The sequence below is a fragment of the Ignisphaera sp. genome, from assembly GCA_038735125.1.
Lineage (GTDB): Archaea > Thermoproteota > Thermoprotei_A > Sulfolobales > Ignisphaeraceae > Ignisphaera.
Window position 1 is genome coordinate 117,726 of the sequence record JAVYNU010000002.1, and the last position, 16,386, is coordinate 134,111.

The window sequence follows — 16,386 nt, forward strand, 5'->3', positions numbered from 1 at the left end:
TATGTGCCGTAGACACAGCTAAAATTTTTATAAAATTTTTTATGTAGCGGATCTAGTCATGTATTAAAACTATTTGCGAATCATCTTCACTCATTTTGAAGAGCTCTAGGTAAGCGCCCCATACAAGAACATTTTTTATAACATCTCTATTTACCCTTCTGTAATGTTTTTCAACTATACTTTCAAACTCTTCAATAGGTATAGCCCTTCTCTTCTTTAACGTTATGTAAATCTCGTAGAGAGGCTCGATTTTGTTTGCGAGAACAGCTTCTCTAAGAATCTTCTTCAGCTTCTTGGCATTAGCCTCAGCAACTTTTCTACCAAGTTCAGTTATGTGTAGATAGCCGTTCTCATATTTCAGCAGGTTCAACGCTTCTGCAACATCTATAGCCTTTGGAAGAACATCTATAGACTCGCTGGTAATATCGCCTATGTGCATGGGGTCTGCCGAGCCACCCAGGCTATACAATGCCTCTACCAACCCTATAACGTGGTCTGGGAGCACATCGCGTGGAATGGGACGAAAGTTTCTATCTGCCTCTTTTGACACCTCCAATAAGCACCTAAATAATTTAATTATCTAAAGAGCTTTTTAAATCTATGTTATATCTATGACAATGACTGAGCACTGAAAAAGGTTGGGATGTTGGATGCTGTACTCCTAGCCCTAGCATCTTTGGCGAGTTTTGGAAGAATGCTTGCTGCATATATACTGTCTCTTCTAGTTGCCATCTCACTAGGCATTCTAATGGCTAGGAGAAGAATCGCAGAAGCGGTTTTGATGCCTATTCTAGATATTCTCCAGTCCATTCCAATACTAGGCTTCTTCCCAATAGCAATTGTGATGTTTGTGACTTTCCTCCCTAGAAGCATTGGACTAGAACTTGCAGCAATCTTTCTAATAACAACCAGTCTTCTATGGAACATGATATTCGGTGTCTATAGCTCTATAAAATCCTTGGATCCTGAGGTGTTTTATATGGCTAGTATATACAGTCTTAAAACATTCTCTAGAGTTGCATATATATATGTGCCAGCAGCTAGAGCTGCTATAGCTGCTAACAGTATAATTTCATGGGCTGGGGGATGGTTCTTCCTAACATCAGCAGAGGTCATATCGGCTGGTTCTGAGGAGTACAAGCTTCTAGGCATAGGCTCTCTAATAATGGACTTCTACAATAGGGGGAACATGCTAGGATTCTACACAGCTATTGCAATTCTTTTCGCGATTATTGTGGCATCTTATTTACTTATATTTAATCCAGCTACAAATCTAGTAATCCAGCAACGCATTCTTCCAGCATGGCATAGAGCATTCTACTATATTTATAAATTTGTATCCATCATTTGGGAGAGTATCATGCATATTGGAATAAAGTTTGAGTCGAAGGGTATAACCAGACACGGTACAATAGTTATTGTTCCATTCCTAGCCCTATCTTTTCTATACATCAATGCTACTATTTACCTACAAAAAAGTTCTTTACCCATATTGGAATTCGCAATAAACTTCCTAATTTCTCTCGCTAGAGTTGGTCTGGTCGTAATAGTTTCTCTTATAATAACGGTTGGCATGGCGTATCTCTCTCTTGTGAAAGGCTGGGGCAAATCGATAGCTATTGTAGGCGAGATTTTGGCATCTATACCAGCTATACTCTGGTGGCCTATTCTATCACCATTAGCAGCGAAAATGCCTTGGCTAGTCTCATTCATTGTCTTTCTACAGGGTTCTCTTTGGTATGAATTCTTCAATGTTATACTGTTTGGTGTGCCAAAGATTAGGTTAGAGGTTCTAGAGCTGGCAAAAGTCTATAGCATAAAAGGGTTTAATTACTTCAGATACATTCTAATACCATCGCTTTTACCATCAATTGCCTCTGGCGCTTTGAGTGCTTGGGGTGGGGCGTGGAATGCATCAATAGTTGCAGAATATTTTGAGAGTGGCACCACAGTAATTGATCTTGGTGGTGTAGGCTCTCTGCTGAGCAGATATGCGTATGAAGGAAGCTACGGCAGGGTTCTCTATATAGTCATTCTATGGGCTCTGATGATAGTGTTATTGAATAAGACTGTTTGGTCACAGGTTTTTAAACGCGTTGAAAAATCTTTTGTGGTTGAATAGACATGGTTCTTGTTAGCCTCATCAACATCGTTAAAAACTTTGGCGAAGGAGGTAAGGTTCTCAGGGTATTAGATGGTATAACACTTGACATTGGCGAGGAGTTCATAGCAATTCTAGGCCCATCGGGCTGTGGAAAATCGACACTACTTAGAATTATAGCAGGTGTTGAAAAAGCTGATGATGGTGAGATAAAAACAATTGGAAATATTGTCTATGGATTTGTTTTTCAATCTCCTACCCTGTTGCCTTGGCTAACAGTCATAGACAATGTTGCTCTTCCTCTCATTGCAAAAGGCGTCGATAAAAAAGTTGCAAGGGAAAAGGCCCTGAAGTATCTATCTCTAGTTGGCCTCCAAGGCTTCGAGGACTTCTATCCATATGAGCTTAGCGGTGGCATGAGGCAGAGGGTGAACATTGCTAGAGCGCTTGTTGTTGAGCCCACAATACTTCTAATGGATGAGCCGTTCTCGCAGCTAGATCCGCTAACAGCTGAGGCTCTCAGGGCCGAGATACTCGACTTATGGTTGTCTGGGGTAACAACAGTTAAGAGCATAGTTATGGTCACTCACAATGTTGAGGAGGCTGTGCTCATGGCAGATAGGATAGTGATACTGACGCCGAGACCAGCGAAGATAACTAAAATAATTGAGGTTAAGTTGCCAAGGCCTAGGGATAGAAGATCGAAGAGTTTCCAAGATGTTGTAGACCAAGTCTATGAGTATGTGAGCTGAGGATAGAGCTCATAGGGCTTAGATTTTTTAAAGAGATAAGCACAGTTCTACATATTGTGCATAGCTGGGCTTGGATAACAGTTTTTTGGTGGTAGACCATGGCTAAAGATGTTAAATGCTTTAATAAAATTGGCTGTGTATCTTCGTTGGGCATGGGTACATGGGGCATTGGCGGCGGTTATTGGGTGCCAGACTATTCGATGGATAGGGAGTGGGTAGAGGCTTTGAGAAAGGGTATAGAGCTTGGTATGACACTTATAGACACTGCTGAAATGTATGGTGGTGGACATGCCGAGGAGATTGTGGGTCTAGCTATAAGGGGTTTCAAAAGAGATGAGCTTTTCATAGTTTCAAAGGTTTGGCCCTCCAATGCCTCATACGATAATGTGCTGAAATCTGCTGTGGCAAGCTCTAAGAGGCTGGGGACATACATAGACCTATATCTCCTCCACTGGCCAAGCGATGCTGCACCAATATGCGAAACTATAAAGGCTTTTGAGAAGCTTGTTGACGATGGTGTTATAAGATTCTATGGGCTTTCAAACTTCTCTGTGAGGGGAATAGAGGAGGCTAGGTCATGTACAAAGAAATACGATGTTGTTGCAGTACAAAACCATTTCAGCTTGCTTCATAGAGACGATGAAAAAGATGTTATACCATATGCACAGCGAGAGGGTCTTATGTACATGGCTTACACACCACTTGAAAGAGGCCAGCTCGCGAGAAACGCCTACCTAGAGAATATTGGTAGGAAATATGGCAAGACAGCAGTGCAGGTAGCTTTAAACTGGCTTATATGCATAGACAACGTTATCCCAATACCAAAAGCTGCTAGTATAGAGCATGTCAAGGAGAATGCCGGTGCAATGGGGTGGAGACTGTCTAGGGAGGACTGGCTTGAGATAAGCAGGGTGTTTGGATCCAGATAAAAGTTATGTGATTTGCAAGACAATAGCTGATTTCTTCGGCATTTCAACAATGGCCTTTCTACCCTCGGCAGAAACAATCTTTGCATCTCCCCCAATTTTCGATATGCTCTTAGCTTCTCTTCTAATCAGAATCTCAACCGTTTTGCTATCGCCGTGGTTTACAGCTATGACTATGTCTGATCCACTGCCGTAGAACGGCTTTACCTCCACCTCGGGAGATGTAGACTCGTAGACTATGCTCACATTGGATTCTGCTGCAATTGATTTGTATAGCCTCTGGATCCTCCCACTCCAGTCCATATGCACTGAAACAGCTTCTATAAGCTCTATCGGTATTGTCGATGTATATGCATAGCCATTGCCTCTCCTAGCTCTGAAGATAACAGGCTCTCCATTGCCATCAACAGCTATAACCTCTGCATCAACGGCTCTACACCTATATGTGTATATCGGTATTGGGATGTTGACATCGATTTTCTCTCCCTTTCTAATTTCTCCAAGATCCTTGACAAACTCTATAGAGATCTTGCCATAGTATACGAAGCCATATGACCCAGCCTCAAGAATGTTTTCGATTCCCATGAGCTCTGTCCACAGATGTGTTGCGGATTCGTGTGAAGCCTTGAAATCTCCAAATCCTTTTACAAGTGATGTGTATAGCGATCCACCTCCATCTACATATTCTAGAAGCTTTCTCCATGTCGAGGACAAGGCCAATATAGTTGACGGCATTATCAGTAGCTTTTTGTTTTTAACAACCCTGTCTATGTCTAGTTCAAACACAATTGTGTTGTCCACCCCACAAGAAGATGCTATTATGCTTGCGGCTATGACTGGCTGTATAACCCTCCAAAAGCCCAGCGCATTTTTGTACCACACAAATTCATAGTCTTTGAAGAGATAGAACGGAGATACAATTGATACCTCGGGTCTTCTCCTAAACACAGTATTTATCTTGAGCTTCTCAATAGTTTCTAGCTCCTCTGAAAACCTCTTCACAACTTCTGCAACAGGCTTTGGAGAACCGTCTTTTCTGACTATGCCAAAGCCTAGTTCAAGAGGTCTCCACTCATATGGCGGATCGCTCTCGTGGATAAAATCTGAGAAGCACCATATGAAAGCACCTGAGGCTCTGTGGGCTAGGGATGTGTATAGAACCTCGTTTACGAATCTTGCCTGACTCTCCTCTGAGTATTGGTGTGTGCTAAAACCAAACTCCTCTAGTATCACAGGTAGTGTACCGTCATTTGAGAAAAGCTCTATCATAGCTCCATAGGTATATCCATGTCTGACTGGATCGGTGTCGTATAGATATAGATGGGGTCCAACATAGTCTACAATAGATTTGACATTTGGTGTTTCCTGCAAATAGCTGTCTGGCACATCGCCAGAGGAGACCAAAACATTGTTTGCCAATTCCTTGACTGTTCTGGAAAAGAGTTTTAGAAGTGCTAGAGCCTCTTCCCTCTTCTCAGCCCTTTTAACAAGACTAAGCTCGTTGCTTAGAATCCACCCCTTGATCGATGGATGGTCAGAAAAGCTTTTGACTATAGCCTCTACAAATCTTATAGTCTTTTCAATTCCGTGAGAGGTGTAGATCTCCTCCGGTTTTAGCCATGGAATCTCCCAGTTCTTCCCACTCATGTGCCCCACAATAAGAGTTGGAAAGCCAATTAAGCCGTTTTCTCTTAGCAGATCCAGAAACCTCCCCAGCTTTCTCAGCGCATCTGGAAAAACGTTTGCATCTTCATCAGCAAAATCTTCGTTCTTTATAAAGAATCTGACAGCCCTGATACCAAGAGATCTCATCAACTTCAAATCCTCTTTAATCGCATCCTCATTCCAGTCCCTCCACATTCTAATATTCAATTTTCTGGGCCAATAGTTAACACCTAGCAAAAACTTGAATTCCCCATCAATTAAAATGATGCCATCATCTATTGCTACAGACATTTTTAGCCCCTTTTTTATTGCGTGATAAACTGTGGCTAAGGAAAAAGTATATATACTTTAACCCTTGCTATACCTACTAGATTGATAAATTGATTGGGTGGCGCATTATGTTGAGTAGAGATGTAGCTGTTGTCCTAATAGCCACGGGGATCCTAGCCTTTGTTATTGGATGGGTGCTAATACTATCTAACTACGGTATCGACTTAAAGTCGTGTTCAACATATGTCTCAGTACCAAACAAATTCGAAGGCGTCTTATCTCTGCTCAGCAACTACACACAGTACGTCACAATAGTTTTTGGAAAGATATCAAATGTGACGCTAAGCCCTGGCGAAACATATAGAGACACAATCTCTTTGAATACATCAGCTGTCTCACCATTTCTAGTGAAATACGACATAGTGTCTGAGTCGAAGAATGTTACAGGATCGATAACAGTGAGGGATAGTAAAAATGCCACGTTGCTGTACATACCCTTGCAGTACAACACATCGACTGTTTCAGACAGCAAATTCTTCCTATCGCCACCCTCAATGCCAAAAGGCGTTTACACAATTGAGATCAACGCATCGTCTAAATTCAGGGTTGTTTCATTCAATATCTCAGCCCTCTCATTCGAATCCTCACCATCGATAAAATTCGATTTGTCACCATCTAGCTGGAACCAAAGAGAGATAAGATATGTGTGTGGCGTAGACGCCAGAGGGATGTTTGTGGCGGCCGCTCTAATAGGCTTTGGAATAGCCATTATAACCTTCGTAGCACTTGATGCATATAAATCTACTGAAATAGCTAGGGTTAAGATATCAGCCCCAAAGAAAAAGAAAAGGTAGATAATAAAACTGCTTTGCTTATACATCAGGGGCACAGAATTTTTAGAGGCCTAGAAATATGCTTTTAGAGGTGCTTTTTAAGAATACAAATAGCTCTCTTGTGATAGATGTTGAGAATCATAGCAATTGTATAAAGTCTTATATTCCATTTAAATCTGAGGCTACTACATGGAAACAAGAGATATGCTTTCCATCGCCAATAAAAATAGATTTCAGCGAAAAAGATTTTGTATACCGTGTTAAGAGGGGAGGTGTATACTATTGGCCACCACAAAAAGCTATATGCATGTTCCACGGCTTTTCACAGCCCTACACACCAGTGATACATATTGGTGCTGTGGTGGATGCTCTGCACACAATTGCTGGTTGGAGTGGGCCCGTTGAAGTATTTGAGCATGTAATTGATGAAAGATTCAAAGACGTTGTGAAAAAACTCCAAGACTTGGGTTATAGAGTTGCAACTCCATTGAGAAACGGCGAAAAAATTGTTAGTGCATATAAATATAGTGGCAGAAACAGAATTTCGTTCAATGTTTATGTTGAGGAATATGGCATGCATCTGGAGGGTGAGGGTATCGCAAAATATGCTAATGACATTACAAATGTGCAAAACCTCTTATTCATAAAAAGAACTGTTGAATTATTTAAACCAAGGTATGCAAGACCAGATATTTCAGAGAATAACGATATCGTTATTACAGCTGGTATTAATAACATTGATGAGCTTGAAGTAGCTGTGAAAGAGCTTGAGAAGATCTATAAACAATTTGAGGTGACTCAAGTTTGACCATAATACTACTGCCTTTCCCTAAAAAGGTTTCTAGCGTTTCTGTTGAGGAGGCTATTCTTTTGAGGAGAAGTGTTAGAGAGTTTTCACCTGATCCCATAACAGTTGAGCAGCTTTCAATGCTTTTGTGGGCTGCCTATGGAGTTACAGACCCCAAACACGGTTTTAGATCATCTCCAAGCGCTGGAGCAACATACCCACTAGAAATATATGTTGTCGTCGGAGAGAAAAGTGTTTTAACAAATAGTACATACCTAGAACCAGCAATATACAAATACAACGATAGAGCACATGCAATTGAACTGATAAAGCATGGGGACTATAGAGAGGCTCTATCAAAAGCGGCTTTGAATCAGCCATGGGTTAGAGAAGCACCCATAGACATTGTGATAACAGCTGTTTTTGAAAGAACAACTAGATTCTATGGCGAGAGGGGTAGAACAAGATATGTGCCTATGGATGTGGGTCATGCAGGGCAAAACATATATCTGATGGCAACAACCCTAGGCCTTGGAACAGTCGCTATAGGAGCATTTGATGATAGAAGAGTTGCCGAGATATTAACTCTGAAAAGTGGCGAGACACCAATGTACATAATACCTATTGGGAAACCAAGAACACAGCGAAAAACAGAGTTTGCAGACATAGCAAGATATATCGAAAGCGTTAGAAAGGGGGTTGCGTAAAAGTATAGATTTCTACATCAATATTCTCAATTGTTTTTATCATTATATTTTGTGTTAAGGCCTATAGCCATAGTGTAATATGCAATCAAAATGTGCTGAGGGCTTTCGGTGCTGGACCGCCCTAATCATGTTTCTATAGTTCTTGAACCATCTTCAGTCCTGATCCGGTAAGTGGAACAAGTATCCTAAGTCCTCTCAACTTCTCTTTGATCTTCTCAAATGCTGCATATACTGTGGCAGATGTTGGTTCTACTAAGAATCCCATGTCAATTAGATTCTCAAGGGCTTTTCTTATTTCGCTGTTTCCAACTAGTATTACATCCCCATCATACATTTTAATCGCTTTAGCCACCTCTTTTAGTCTTGGTGGGTTTTGAACCATTATTCCCTCTGCTAGAGTTGATTCCTCTCCAGCTGATTCGAACCCTTTAACCTCTTTGAATATTGGCTGAACACTGTAGCCTTGGACTGCTATGGGCCGGGGAACCTTTTTCCCTTTCCAAGCTTTTTGAGAATTTCAAAACCCTTTATAATGCCTAGCAACAATCCCCCAGAACCTGCTGGGGCTATTACAGCATCGGGCTCGCCCACCTCTTCATACACTTCAAATGCTATTGTTGCTGAGCCGTATATGTATAGAGGACTCCATGTATGAGCAACATAGAATCCTGTCAAAGATAGTTTAGCAGCGTAGAGAGCGGCATCACGCCTTGTGTCAACCTCTACAACATCTCCTCCCACAACTCTAATCAGATCTCTCTTAGATCTAGAAACAGTTTTGGGTATAATTATCGTTGGTTTTAGCCCGTAGACCAATGAGTATAGAGCTACCGACAAACCCGCGTTTCCACTCGAGTCCTCCACCACTCTTCTAAAACCCATTCTATAGGCATAGTAGATGGATAGAGCTGATCCCCTATCCTTAAAACTGCCACTCGGATTCATATACTCAAGCTTAAGCAACAGCTTAACACCATCAATGGTCTCCTCAACAAGCTTTGTCTCCCCCTCACCCCTATACCTATCAGGCGTAAAAGGAAGCAAACCACGAAACCTATCAAGACCCCTACCACCAAACTCATAGACAGGCTCATAAGATATATCTATCGGGGATCCGCAAACAGGGCACCTCCAATAATAGCCATCAAATATGTTAGCACGAAAACCACAAGACCTACAAATCCACGATGCCTCCAATCACTATCACACACAGTATTATACACTATATTTTTCATAATTTAAGATTTGCGTAGCCATAGGATTGATCAGGGGGTAGGGGCAACATCACATATCAGCAGAGGCTACAGCCCTCATCACATCTGTCATAGTTACTACAGCTCCACACTATGGATGAAATATAATCAAAAGCTTTTAATAGTATTTTTTATTCATGTATAGATGTGATGATGATAGAGGCCGCGATTTGAATTGTGATAACAGCTATACGCACTGATAAACATTTTATACATATACATATTTTTTGTGTTTTTGATGCAAAATTTTGATGATGATCCTCCACCGCTGTTGATTGATGATAGGAGAGAATTGCGCTGATATAATCGATGCTAACTTTCTGTGTCTTATTTGGCTTAGTAGAGAATATGTTGTCAGTGAACTCGGCCATCATCACTGATCAGAGCGGCGATCTTATCATCACTTGGTGTAGATGTTTCGATCTCTATTGCTGTTTTTAGACTAGAAGAGATAAACTATATATATGTGTTTACATGGTTGCGTATACTGGAGGGAAGATATGCAGGCTGTGAATATCTTTCAGTTAGTTGAAAGGGTTGGGAAACAATGTAGTCTAGTGGTACTGATTGTTCTTATAGGAATTGCATTGCATGCATCAATTCAGAGTCTGTATGGCCAGGTCATATATTCCAATGACTATGTTTTTATACCGCCAAAGTCTTTTGTAAGGTTTCAGATTAGGCTAAATCCACTAGATAGTGTGGTTGGCACAATAAAGAGTAGAGCTACATGTACAGTCGATTTTTGTATAGATGTAGCTGGAATTGTTTTGGATCCGCAGAATTATCCTGTGGCCATTTTTAGAATTAATGCAACTAGGCAGCAAACAACATTCTCTATTAAGACTATGGCGGGCGGCAACTATACCATTATACTAATGAATCTCATATCTTATGAGGCATATGTGAGCATAAGCCTAGAGAGGGTTAGCGGCTTAAATGCCACTACACCCCAAGTCCTTATACCAACTACAACAATTACAGCGACAACAACACTTCTATCAACAGTAACCCTCACACAGCTATCCCCCACCACAACAACATCAACAGTGTGGGCTCTTCTTTTACAACCAACAACAGTTACTGTGGAGCGTATTACACCAACAACAGTGCAGCAAGTATCAACCTACATCAGCTTAATTACCTTAACACAGAGAGAAACTGTTCAAGCCCCATCACAGCAAACAGCTACACAATTTGCGACAGTTACTACAACAAAAACTGTGTCATCCCAAGAAACTGTTTTAACAACAATCCTCTCTACAGCAACACTGGAAAAGGTTCCTCAGAACACCATGAGTATTATATATGCGTTGGTGGGAGGCATAATCATAGCTATAGCACTGCTTCTATGGTGCTACACCAACGGATTCAAAATCTTTAGAAAAGCAACTTAGCCCACTATACAACACCAAGGAATTTTCCACAGCTCTTAAACCTCATGTCTATGCAAAAAACTGAAATTACCTTGCTCAGCACACGACTGTTCAATCATCACTCAACCTGACGTGCACTCATCATCAAAAGCTTTTTTCGCAAACAAGGCAAAAACTTTTGTTTCCTCAACAAATATCTATGTAATAGTGTTAACTCCTGGGTTTCGATGGTGGGGTCTGCCATGGTGTGGTGAGGAGGTTGAGAACCAAGGAAATAGATTTGAGGGGTGTGCCAAGCTCTTGCAATTCGCATCCCATAGCTGTTTTAGTAAATAGCTTGCGTAGTATTTCTAGAGAGGAGGTCGAGGAGATCAGAATCATATTCAATGCAAGCGACATACCTGTGAATCTTCTTCGCTTTTTCCTATCTAGAGAGGGCTTCACAGTAGTAGAGTTAGTGTACTTTGACAAAAATGCTGTAGTTGCTATAGCTAGAAAACATGGGAGATAACAAATAATTAGTCTAAATATTAAAAACCCTTTCTATGCAAAATGTGCATGTAAAGGGGGTGCCAATGAACGGCAAGAGATTGGTTCTCATGTTGGCTGGTTTAATAGCTATTCTCGTATCTAGTTGGAGAATGAATATCTCGATATTCTATTCACATCTAATGAGCTACTATAGCATTGGCGCTGTTACACTGCTGTCCCTAGGTCCTATGCTATCGGGTGTGGCATCTGTGTTCTCATCTTATCTTCTTGGTGGTCTATACGATAGGAGGGGGCCCTCGGTTGTTATTTACATAGGTGCTTTAACACAGCTTCTATCAGCCTTTGTATTTTACCCCATGAAGTTTTTCTCATGGGGTTTATCTATGTGGATGTGGTATGCGGGAAATGTTGTGGCTGGCCTTGGCGCAACAGCTCTAGTGTTGAGCGTTAATCCCGCTCTGCTAATGTCATTCTCTGACAAACCTGCCATTGCCTTGGCTATTGCCCAAAGCGCTAGCTATCTAGCTCTGACTATGTGGTCTCCTATAATATCTGCAATGATAGAGGTGTTTGACGTGTTTGAAGTATTTCTTGCTCTATCAATAGTATCGTTTATAGCAATGATTGTTTGCGGCATTATATACTCTAGACAAAGCCTATATAGAGATTCTGTAAAAGGGTCTTCGACAACCTTTGCAAAAATCCCGGCAACATTCATATTCTTACTTGCTCCAATATTCTTCATAGCTATGTCATCCACTATACTCCTCCAGTTCCTAGCACCTATAACAACAGATTTCTGCAAGAACCTGGGCATGGATAGCACTACTATATCTAGAAGCTATGTACCAATGGTCATGAGCGTATCGGGTGTGCTGCAAAGTGTAGGAGCCTTTGCATGGGGGTTTATAGCTATGCGCCTAGGTGTTTTAGAGACTCTCCCACTGCTATACGCTGTAGAAGCAGCATCAATGTTTTTAGCGATAAGCTTTACCAAACATAGCATAGAGGCGGTAGTTTCAATGATTTGGCTGAGATTTCTAGCATTTGGCGGAGAACCAGTTGCACATATGCTTCTAATACCAAAGCTGTTTGGACAAAACAACATGGGGAAACTACTGGGTATACAAACATCAGTTGTAATGGCAGCATCCATAGCTGGTCCACTAATAGGAGGTTTAGCCAGGGACTTAACAGGCTCATTCATTACAACAGCTCTCCTCTCAGCAATATTCTCAATAATAGCAGCGGTAATAGCTATAGCAATAAACATTTTAATAAAGAAAAGAAGCAAATAGCTCCAAACACAAAAAACATTGCTTTTAGCATTGCTGCCCCTACCCCAATTAAAAAACAGAGAGGTCAGAATCTTTCAGCTAGACACATAAAATGTTTCGAAAACACATTACCCTTCCCTGATTTTGGAATCCTTTGGAAAGAGTTGTTGCATTGCCTATGACAGGCTTTACCCATATATACAAACTGGGCACATATCTTTACACCCGGTGGATCCCCTCGGACTTGGTGGCGGTGAGCCAAGCCACCAACAAACACGTGTATTGCCAACAATAGGTAGCCCAGTTGTTCTATTTACAGCCATTTTTGCCCCAGCACAGTAGGTTATGTATATCGGTGGGAGTATGCCTACAATAAGCACATATTTTCCATAAGCCTCTCCTTCAACTGTCGATGCAGTTAGATATACTTTGTGATAACAGTCAGATACAAGCATTGTTGGGGTATAGGATTTGCATTCACTTCTGTCTATAGCCGATACTATCACCCCTATTACTGGAGACCAATAAGTTTCTATTCTGAGTATGGTCTCGGCATAGACTATGGAGCCTGTTGCTATCTGGGACCTTAGCTCATATAGAACTGGTCCCGGGGCCATTGCGGGATCAATGTTGATGCCATCGATAGTTGTATATTCTTTGCCAAGACTATTCAAATCAAGTTTATAGCGATAGACAATAAGCTTCTCTACAACCTCTGTGGGGATGCCAAGCCTCTCAATATCGTTTTCTGTGATGTTGAGCCTTGATTTCACTTCATCCCTAATGCTCCGCCTATTCTCTAGAACAATTTCTCGACTATAAACAAGGTATCTAGCTGCAGAGATGCTGACAACCCTACTGCCATTGAATTTGGCAACATATATCGATATACCGCTACCATTTTTAAGAACCAGAAATGCTATTGCCTCATCGCTTGGAACCCTATAAATCTTAACACATTCCTCGCTACTGCATCTCTCCTTAACAGGTGTATGCCTAATTATCCTCAATATTATTGTGTATAGATGCTGCTCATCAATATTGACGCTAATGCCAACTCTCTGCCTAAGGGAATGCGCAATAGCATAGGCATAGTTGTTTGGGACAGGAACTATGGATGTTCTTAAATAGATCCTGTCGATCCACGAACCATTGGTTCCACCATAGATCATCATCTCCCTGGAGAACACACCAGTCCCGTTACAATACTTACCAGGTATAATAATACAATCCTTATGATCATATGTACAAGTGGCGCAACTAAACAAATTCCCTATAAAGTCTCTTATAGAGTTCTTCAGAAATCCTCCGATACTCTGCAATGAGGAGCTAAAACTATTCATAACATCAATACTGTTTATCGCGAAATATCCAGGCGCAACACCATGTATTATTATTGCTACGGTAGCTACAAGGGCTGACACAACCAGTGTTCTATGCCCACGAAAGATTGTGGTAAGAGCCATCTGCTCACCTCATAATATAATGTATAGCTGAGCAAGCTTTTTTTTTAACGGTGGAAAACAATGTTTATAGAGTGTACCAGTAATACTCAGTTCAATAATTTATAATCATTTATTATCATTCTACATTGGATTGCAAATTAATTTTCGCTGTTCTCATAGCCATAAAGTTTTATGCTCGATCCAACATAGTGTACACCATAAAGTATTATAAGTTTTTGTTTTGTGAGAACAGATTGATAAAGTAAATAGTGTAGCTCGATAAATGGAGTCGAAATGATTTAGGGTGTATGCTATGGCTGTTTCAAGGGTTTTTGTAATAGCTGTTTTGGTTGTTTTAGGTTATCTAGCCTCTTTAGTCTCTATAGCGTTTGCTGGGGATTCTAATGCTGTTTTTGTTGATCTGGCTATGAATGTAGATGGTGGTGCATTGACTTTTCTTCAGAGGGTTTTTAGGGATGCTGGTGATAGGGTTGTTATTCTGGGTATCAATAGCTATGGTGGGTATCTATCTGTTGCTGACGAGATTGTTAATACAATTGTTGAGAGAAACATAACTTGCTATGCGTGGGTCCCCCCAGGTGGATATGCTGTCTCAGCTGCATCTATGGTTGCATTGGCTTGCAGAGGTATTTTCATGGGCTCTGGCTCTGTTATTGGCGATGCTATTCCCCAGCCATCTGACAAGAAAACAGTTGAGTATGTAGCTGCCAGGTTCAGGTCTTTGGCTCAGAGGCTCTTCGGCAACAATGCGACTCTTGTTATGGTTGCAGAGTCTATGGTTAGAGAGGGAAAGACTCTAACAGCTGATGAGGCTATATCGATTGGTTTTGCTAGAAGAGCTGACTCTCTAGAGGAGGTTGAAAAAGCTATTGGAGTCTCTGTCTCGGGTGTGTTTAGACCTGGTTTATGGGATAGGCTAGTCTCTGTATTTTCACTGCCAATAGTGTCTATGATTCTTCTAGTCTCTGGAGCTATTTTGGTTGTGGCTGAGATTCTGACAGCTGGTTTCCAGGGATATGCAGTAGCTGGCGCAATACTTATTTCCCTATCTCTCTACTCAATGAATATTATACCCCCAGACATATTTGCATTGATAATAGCTGTTTCAGGGGCTACACTATTAGCAGTAGAGATGTTCACACCTGGGTTCGGCTTATTCGGGGTTAGTGGTATAGCACTACTCGTTATTGGAGCTGCCTACCAGATCTATCTAACACCCCCACAGCTGCTTACCCAAGCTGTCTACATAGTTATTGGAGGCTTGGCAACAATATCATCTATAATGGTTTTTGCAGCGTATAAAGCTGTTGAAACCGCTAGGAGAAGAAGACCATCTTTGGAGCAACAGCTTCTATCCTCTATAGGCATCGCCAAAACAGATATTGGTGAAACAAGCCCTGGCGTTGTCTATGTACTTGGCGAGGATTGGACAGCATACTCTGTTAGGGGGGCTATACCAGCAGGCTCTAGAGTGAGGGTAGTTAGGGTCGATGGTCTAAAGCTATATGTCGAGAAAATTGATTAGAAAAGCATTTATTTTACAGCCAAAAACTATGTGTTTTGGTGGCAGATATGGATGTGGTCTCAATCTTTCTACTAATACTGTTTTTGATAATTATACTAGCAATTGTGGTTCCAAGGATAAAGGTTGTGCCAGAGTATAGAAGATTGGTTGTGTTTAGGCTTGGTAAACTTGTTGGTGTTAAGGGGCCTGGAATAGTCTTTTTGATACCCATAATAGACACTGGTGTAACAATCGACTTGAGGGAGTTTGTAATTGATATCCCTCCACAGACATGCATAACAAAGGATAATGCGCCAGTAGATGTTGATCTGCTTGTCTATATGAAGATATTCGATCCTATAAAAGCAGTTACAGCAGTTCAAAACTATGTTAATGCGGCTACAGGTATAGCAATAACCACTCTAAGGGCTATAATAGGCGATATGCTTTTAGATGATGTGCTTGCAAAAAGAGAGTACATAAACTCTACTCTTAGGGCTAGGCTAGATGAGGTCACAGATAGATGGGGGATAAAAGTAACATCAGTTGAGATAAAAGAGATTAAACCGCCAAAGGAGGTTCAAGAGGCGATGATAAAGCAGATGGCGGCTGAAAGAAATAGGAGGGCTATGATAGCTGAGGCCGATGGCAAGAGAACAGCGGCTATTCTAGAGGCTGAGGGCCAGAGAGAGGCAATGATAAAGAAGGGTGAGGGAGAGAAACAGTACCAGATACTTGTGGCAGAGGGAAGGGCGAAGGCACTTGAGCTGATAAACGAGGCGGCGGCGAAGCTAGGGCCAAACGCCATTCTGCTTCAGTATCTAGAGGCGCTCAAATCGATAGCAGAAGCACCATCTACGAAGATAGTCATTCCACTAGAGCTGCTAACAGCACTAACAAAGATGGTTGGCAGAGGCGAGCAAAGAGAATGAGGCTATAAAAAACATTTTTTATTAAATCAAATCATTTTTAAACAT

General features: G+C 41.3%; 16 protein-coding genes. 11 read left to right on the forward strand and 5 right to left on the reverse strand.

Going from position 1 to position 16,386, the window contains the following annotated elements; all coding sequences use genetic code 11:
• Nucleotides 1-52: 52 nt before the first annotated feature.
• Nucleotides 53-550 (reverse strand): AAA-associated domain-containing protein, encoded by a 498-nt coding sequence (locus QW284_03855; protein ID MEM0338801.1) that lies wholly within the window; start codon nt 548-550, stop codon nt 53-55.
• Between the two features lie 96 nt (nt 551-646).
• On the opposite strand from QW284_03855, the gene QW284_03860 reads away from it, so the two are divergent.
• From QW284_03860 to QW284_03870, 3 genes are all read left to right on the forward strand, one after another.
• On the forward strand, nt 647-2,122 hold the full coding sequence (locus QW284_03860; GenBank protein ID MEM0338802.1) for an ABC transporter permease subunit: 1,476 nt from the start codon (nt 647-649) through the stop codon (nt 2,120-2,122).
• Nucleotides 2,123-2,124: 2 nt separating this feature from the next.
• On the forward strand, nt 2,125-2,853 hold the full coding sequence (locus QW284_03865; protein ID MEM0338803.1) for an ABC transporter ATP-binding protein: 729 nt from the start codon (nt 2,125-2,127) through the stop codon (nt 2,851-2,853).
• Between the two features lie 98 nt (nt 2,854-2,951).
• Entirely contained in the window at nt 2,952-3,782 is an 831-nt protein-coding gene (locus tag QW284_03870; protein MEM0338804.1) for an aldo/keto reductase, read from the forward strand.
• Nucleotides 3,783-3,785: 3 nt separating this feature from the next.
• Here the strand turns inward: QW284_03870 and QW284_03875 are convergent, their stop codons facing one another.
• Nucleotides 3,786-5,735, reverse strand: coding sequence for a glycoside hydrolase family 42 (locus QW284_03875; protein ID MEM0338805.1), 1,950 nt, complete (start codon nt 5,733-5,735; stop codon nt 3,786-3,788).
• Nucleotides 5,736-5,842: 107 nt separating this feature from the next.
• Between QW284_03875 and QW284_03880 the strand changes: the two genes are divergently transcribed.
• From QW284_03880 to QW284_03890, 3 genes are read left to right on the forward strand one after another with little or no spacing between them, the layout of a single operon-like run.
• The gene (locus tag QW284_03880) at nt 5,843-6,568 is read left to right on the forward strand and encodes a hypothetical protein (GenBank protein MEM0338806.1); all 726 of its coding nucleotides are present in this window, start codon (nt 5,843-5,845) and stop codon (nt 6,566-6,568) included.
• 58 nt (nt 6,569-6,626) lie between these two features.
• Entirely contained in the window at nt 6,627-7,355 is a 729-nt protein-coding gene (locus tag QW284_03885; GenBank protein MEM0338807.1) for a cyclophilin-like family protein, read from the forward strand.
• Nucleotides 7,352-8,041, forward strand: coding sequence for a SagB/ThcOx family dehydrogenase (locus tag QW284_03890; protein MEM0338808.1), 690 nt, complete (start codon nt 7,352-7,354; stop codon nt 8,039-8,041). Before QW284_03885 ends, QW284_03890 begins: the two co-directional genes overlap by 4 nt.
• Before the next feature lie 133 nt (nt 8,042-8,174).
• Here the strand turns inward: QW284_03890 and QW284_03895 are convergent, their stop codons facing one another.
• Together QW284_03895 and QW284_03900 are read right to left on the reverse strand one after the other, a co-directional pair.
• A complete protein-coding gene (locus QW284_03895) occupies nt 8,175-8,516 on the reverse strand; it encodes a pyridoxal-phosphate dependent enzyme (GenBank protein MEM0338809.1) in 342 nt (113 codons plus the stop codon).
• Nucleotides 8,513-9,238: a pyridoxal-phosphate dependent enzyme gene (locus QW284_03900; protein ID MEM0338810.1), complete on the reverse strand. Its 726-nt coding sequence runs from the start codon at nt 9,236-9,238 to the stop codon at nt 8,513-8,515. Before QW284_03900 ends, QW284_03895 begins: the two co-directional genes overlap by 4 nt.
• Before the next feature lie 556 nt (nt 9,239-9,794).
• Here QW284_03900 and QW284_03905 point away from each other — a divergent pair.
• The 3 genes from QW284_03905 (at nt 9,795) to QW284_03915 (ending at nt 12,460) form a co-directional block, all read left to right on the forward strand.
• The gene (locus QW284_03905) at nt 9,795-10,691 is read left to right on the forward strand and encodes a hypothetical protein (protein MEM0338811.1); all 897 of its coding nucleotides are present in this window, start codon (nt 9,795-9,797) and stop codon (nt 10,689-10,691) included.
• Nucleotides 10,692-10,929: 238 nt separating this feature from the next.
• The gene (locus QW284_03910) at nt 10,930-11,181 is read left to right on the forward strand and encodes a hypothetical protein (GenBank protein MEM0338812.1); all 252 of its coding nucleotides are present in this window, start codon (nt 10,930-10,932) and stop codon (nt 11,179-11,181) included.
• Between the two features lie 64 nt (nt 11,182-11,245).
• On the forward strand, nt 11,246-12,460 hold the full coding sequence (locus QW284_03915; GenBank protein MEM0338813.1) for a hypothetical protein: 1,215 nt from the start codon (nt 11,246-11,248) through the stop codon (nt 12,458-12,460).
• Between the two features lie 167 nt (nt 12,461-12,627).
• On the opposite strand, the gene QW284_03920 is transcribed toward QW284_03915, so the two are convergent.
• Nucleotides 12,628-13,905 (reverse strand): hypothetical protein, encoded by a 1,278-nt coding sequence (locus QW284_03920; protein ID MEM0338814.1) that lies wholly within the window; start codon nt 13,903-13,905, stop codon nt 12,628-12,630.
• 292 nt (nt 13,906-14,197) lie between these two features.
• On the opposite strand from QW284_03920, the gene QW284_03925 reads away from it, so the two are divergent.
• Both QW284_03925 and QW284_03930 read left to right on the forward strand, forming a co-directional pair.
• Complete coding sequence (locus tag QW284_03925; protein MEM0338815.1) at nt 14,198-15,430, forward strand: NfeD family protein; 1,233 nt, start codon at nt 14,198-14,200, stop codon at nt 15,428-15,430.
• A 47-nt stretch (nt 15,431-15,477) separates the two neighbouring features.
• A complete protein-coding gene (locus QW284_03930) occupies nt 15,478-16,341 on the forward strand; it encodes an SPFH domain-containing protein (GenBank protein ID MEM0338816.1) in 864 nt (287 codons plus the stop codon).
• Nucleotides 16,342-16,386: the final 45 nt, after the last annotated feature.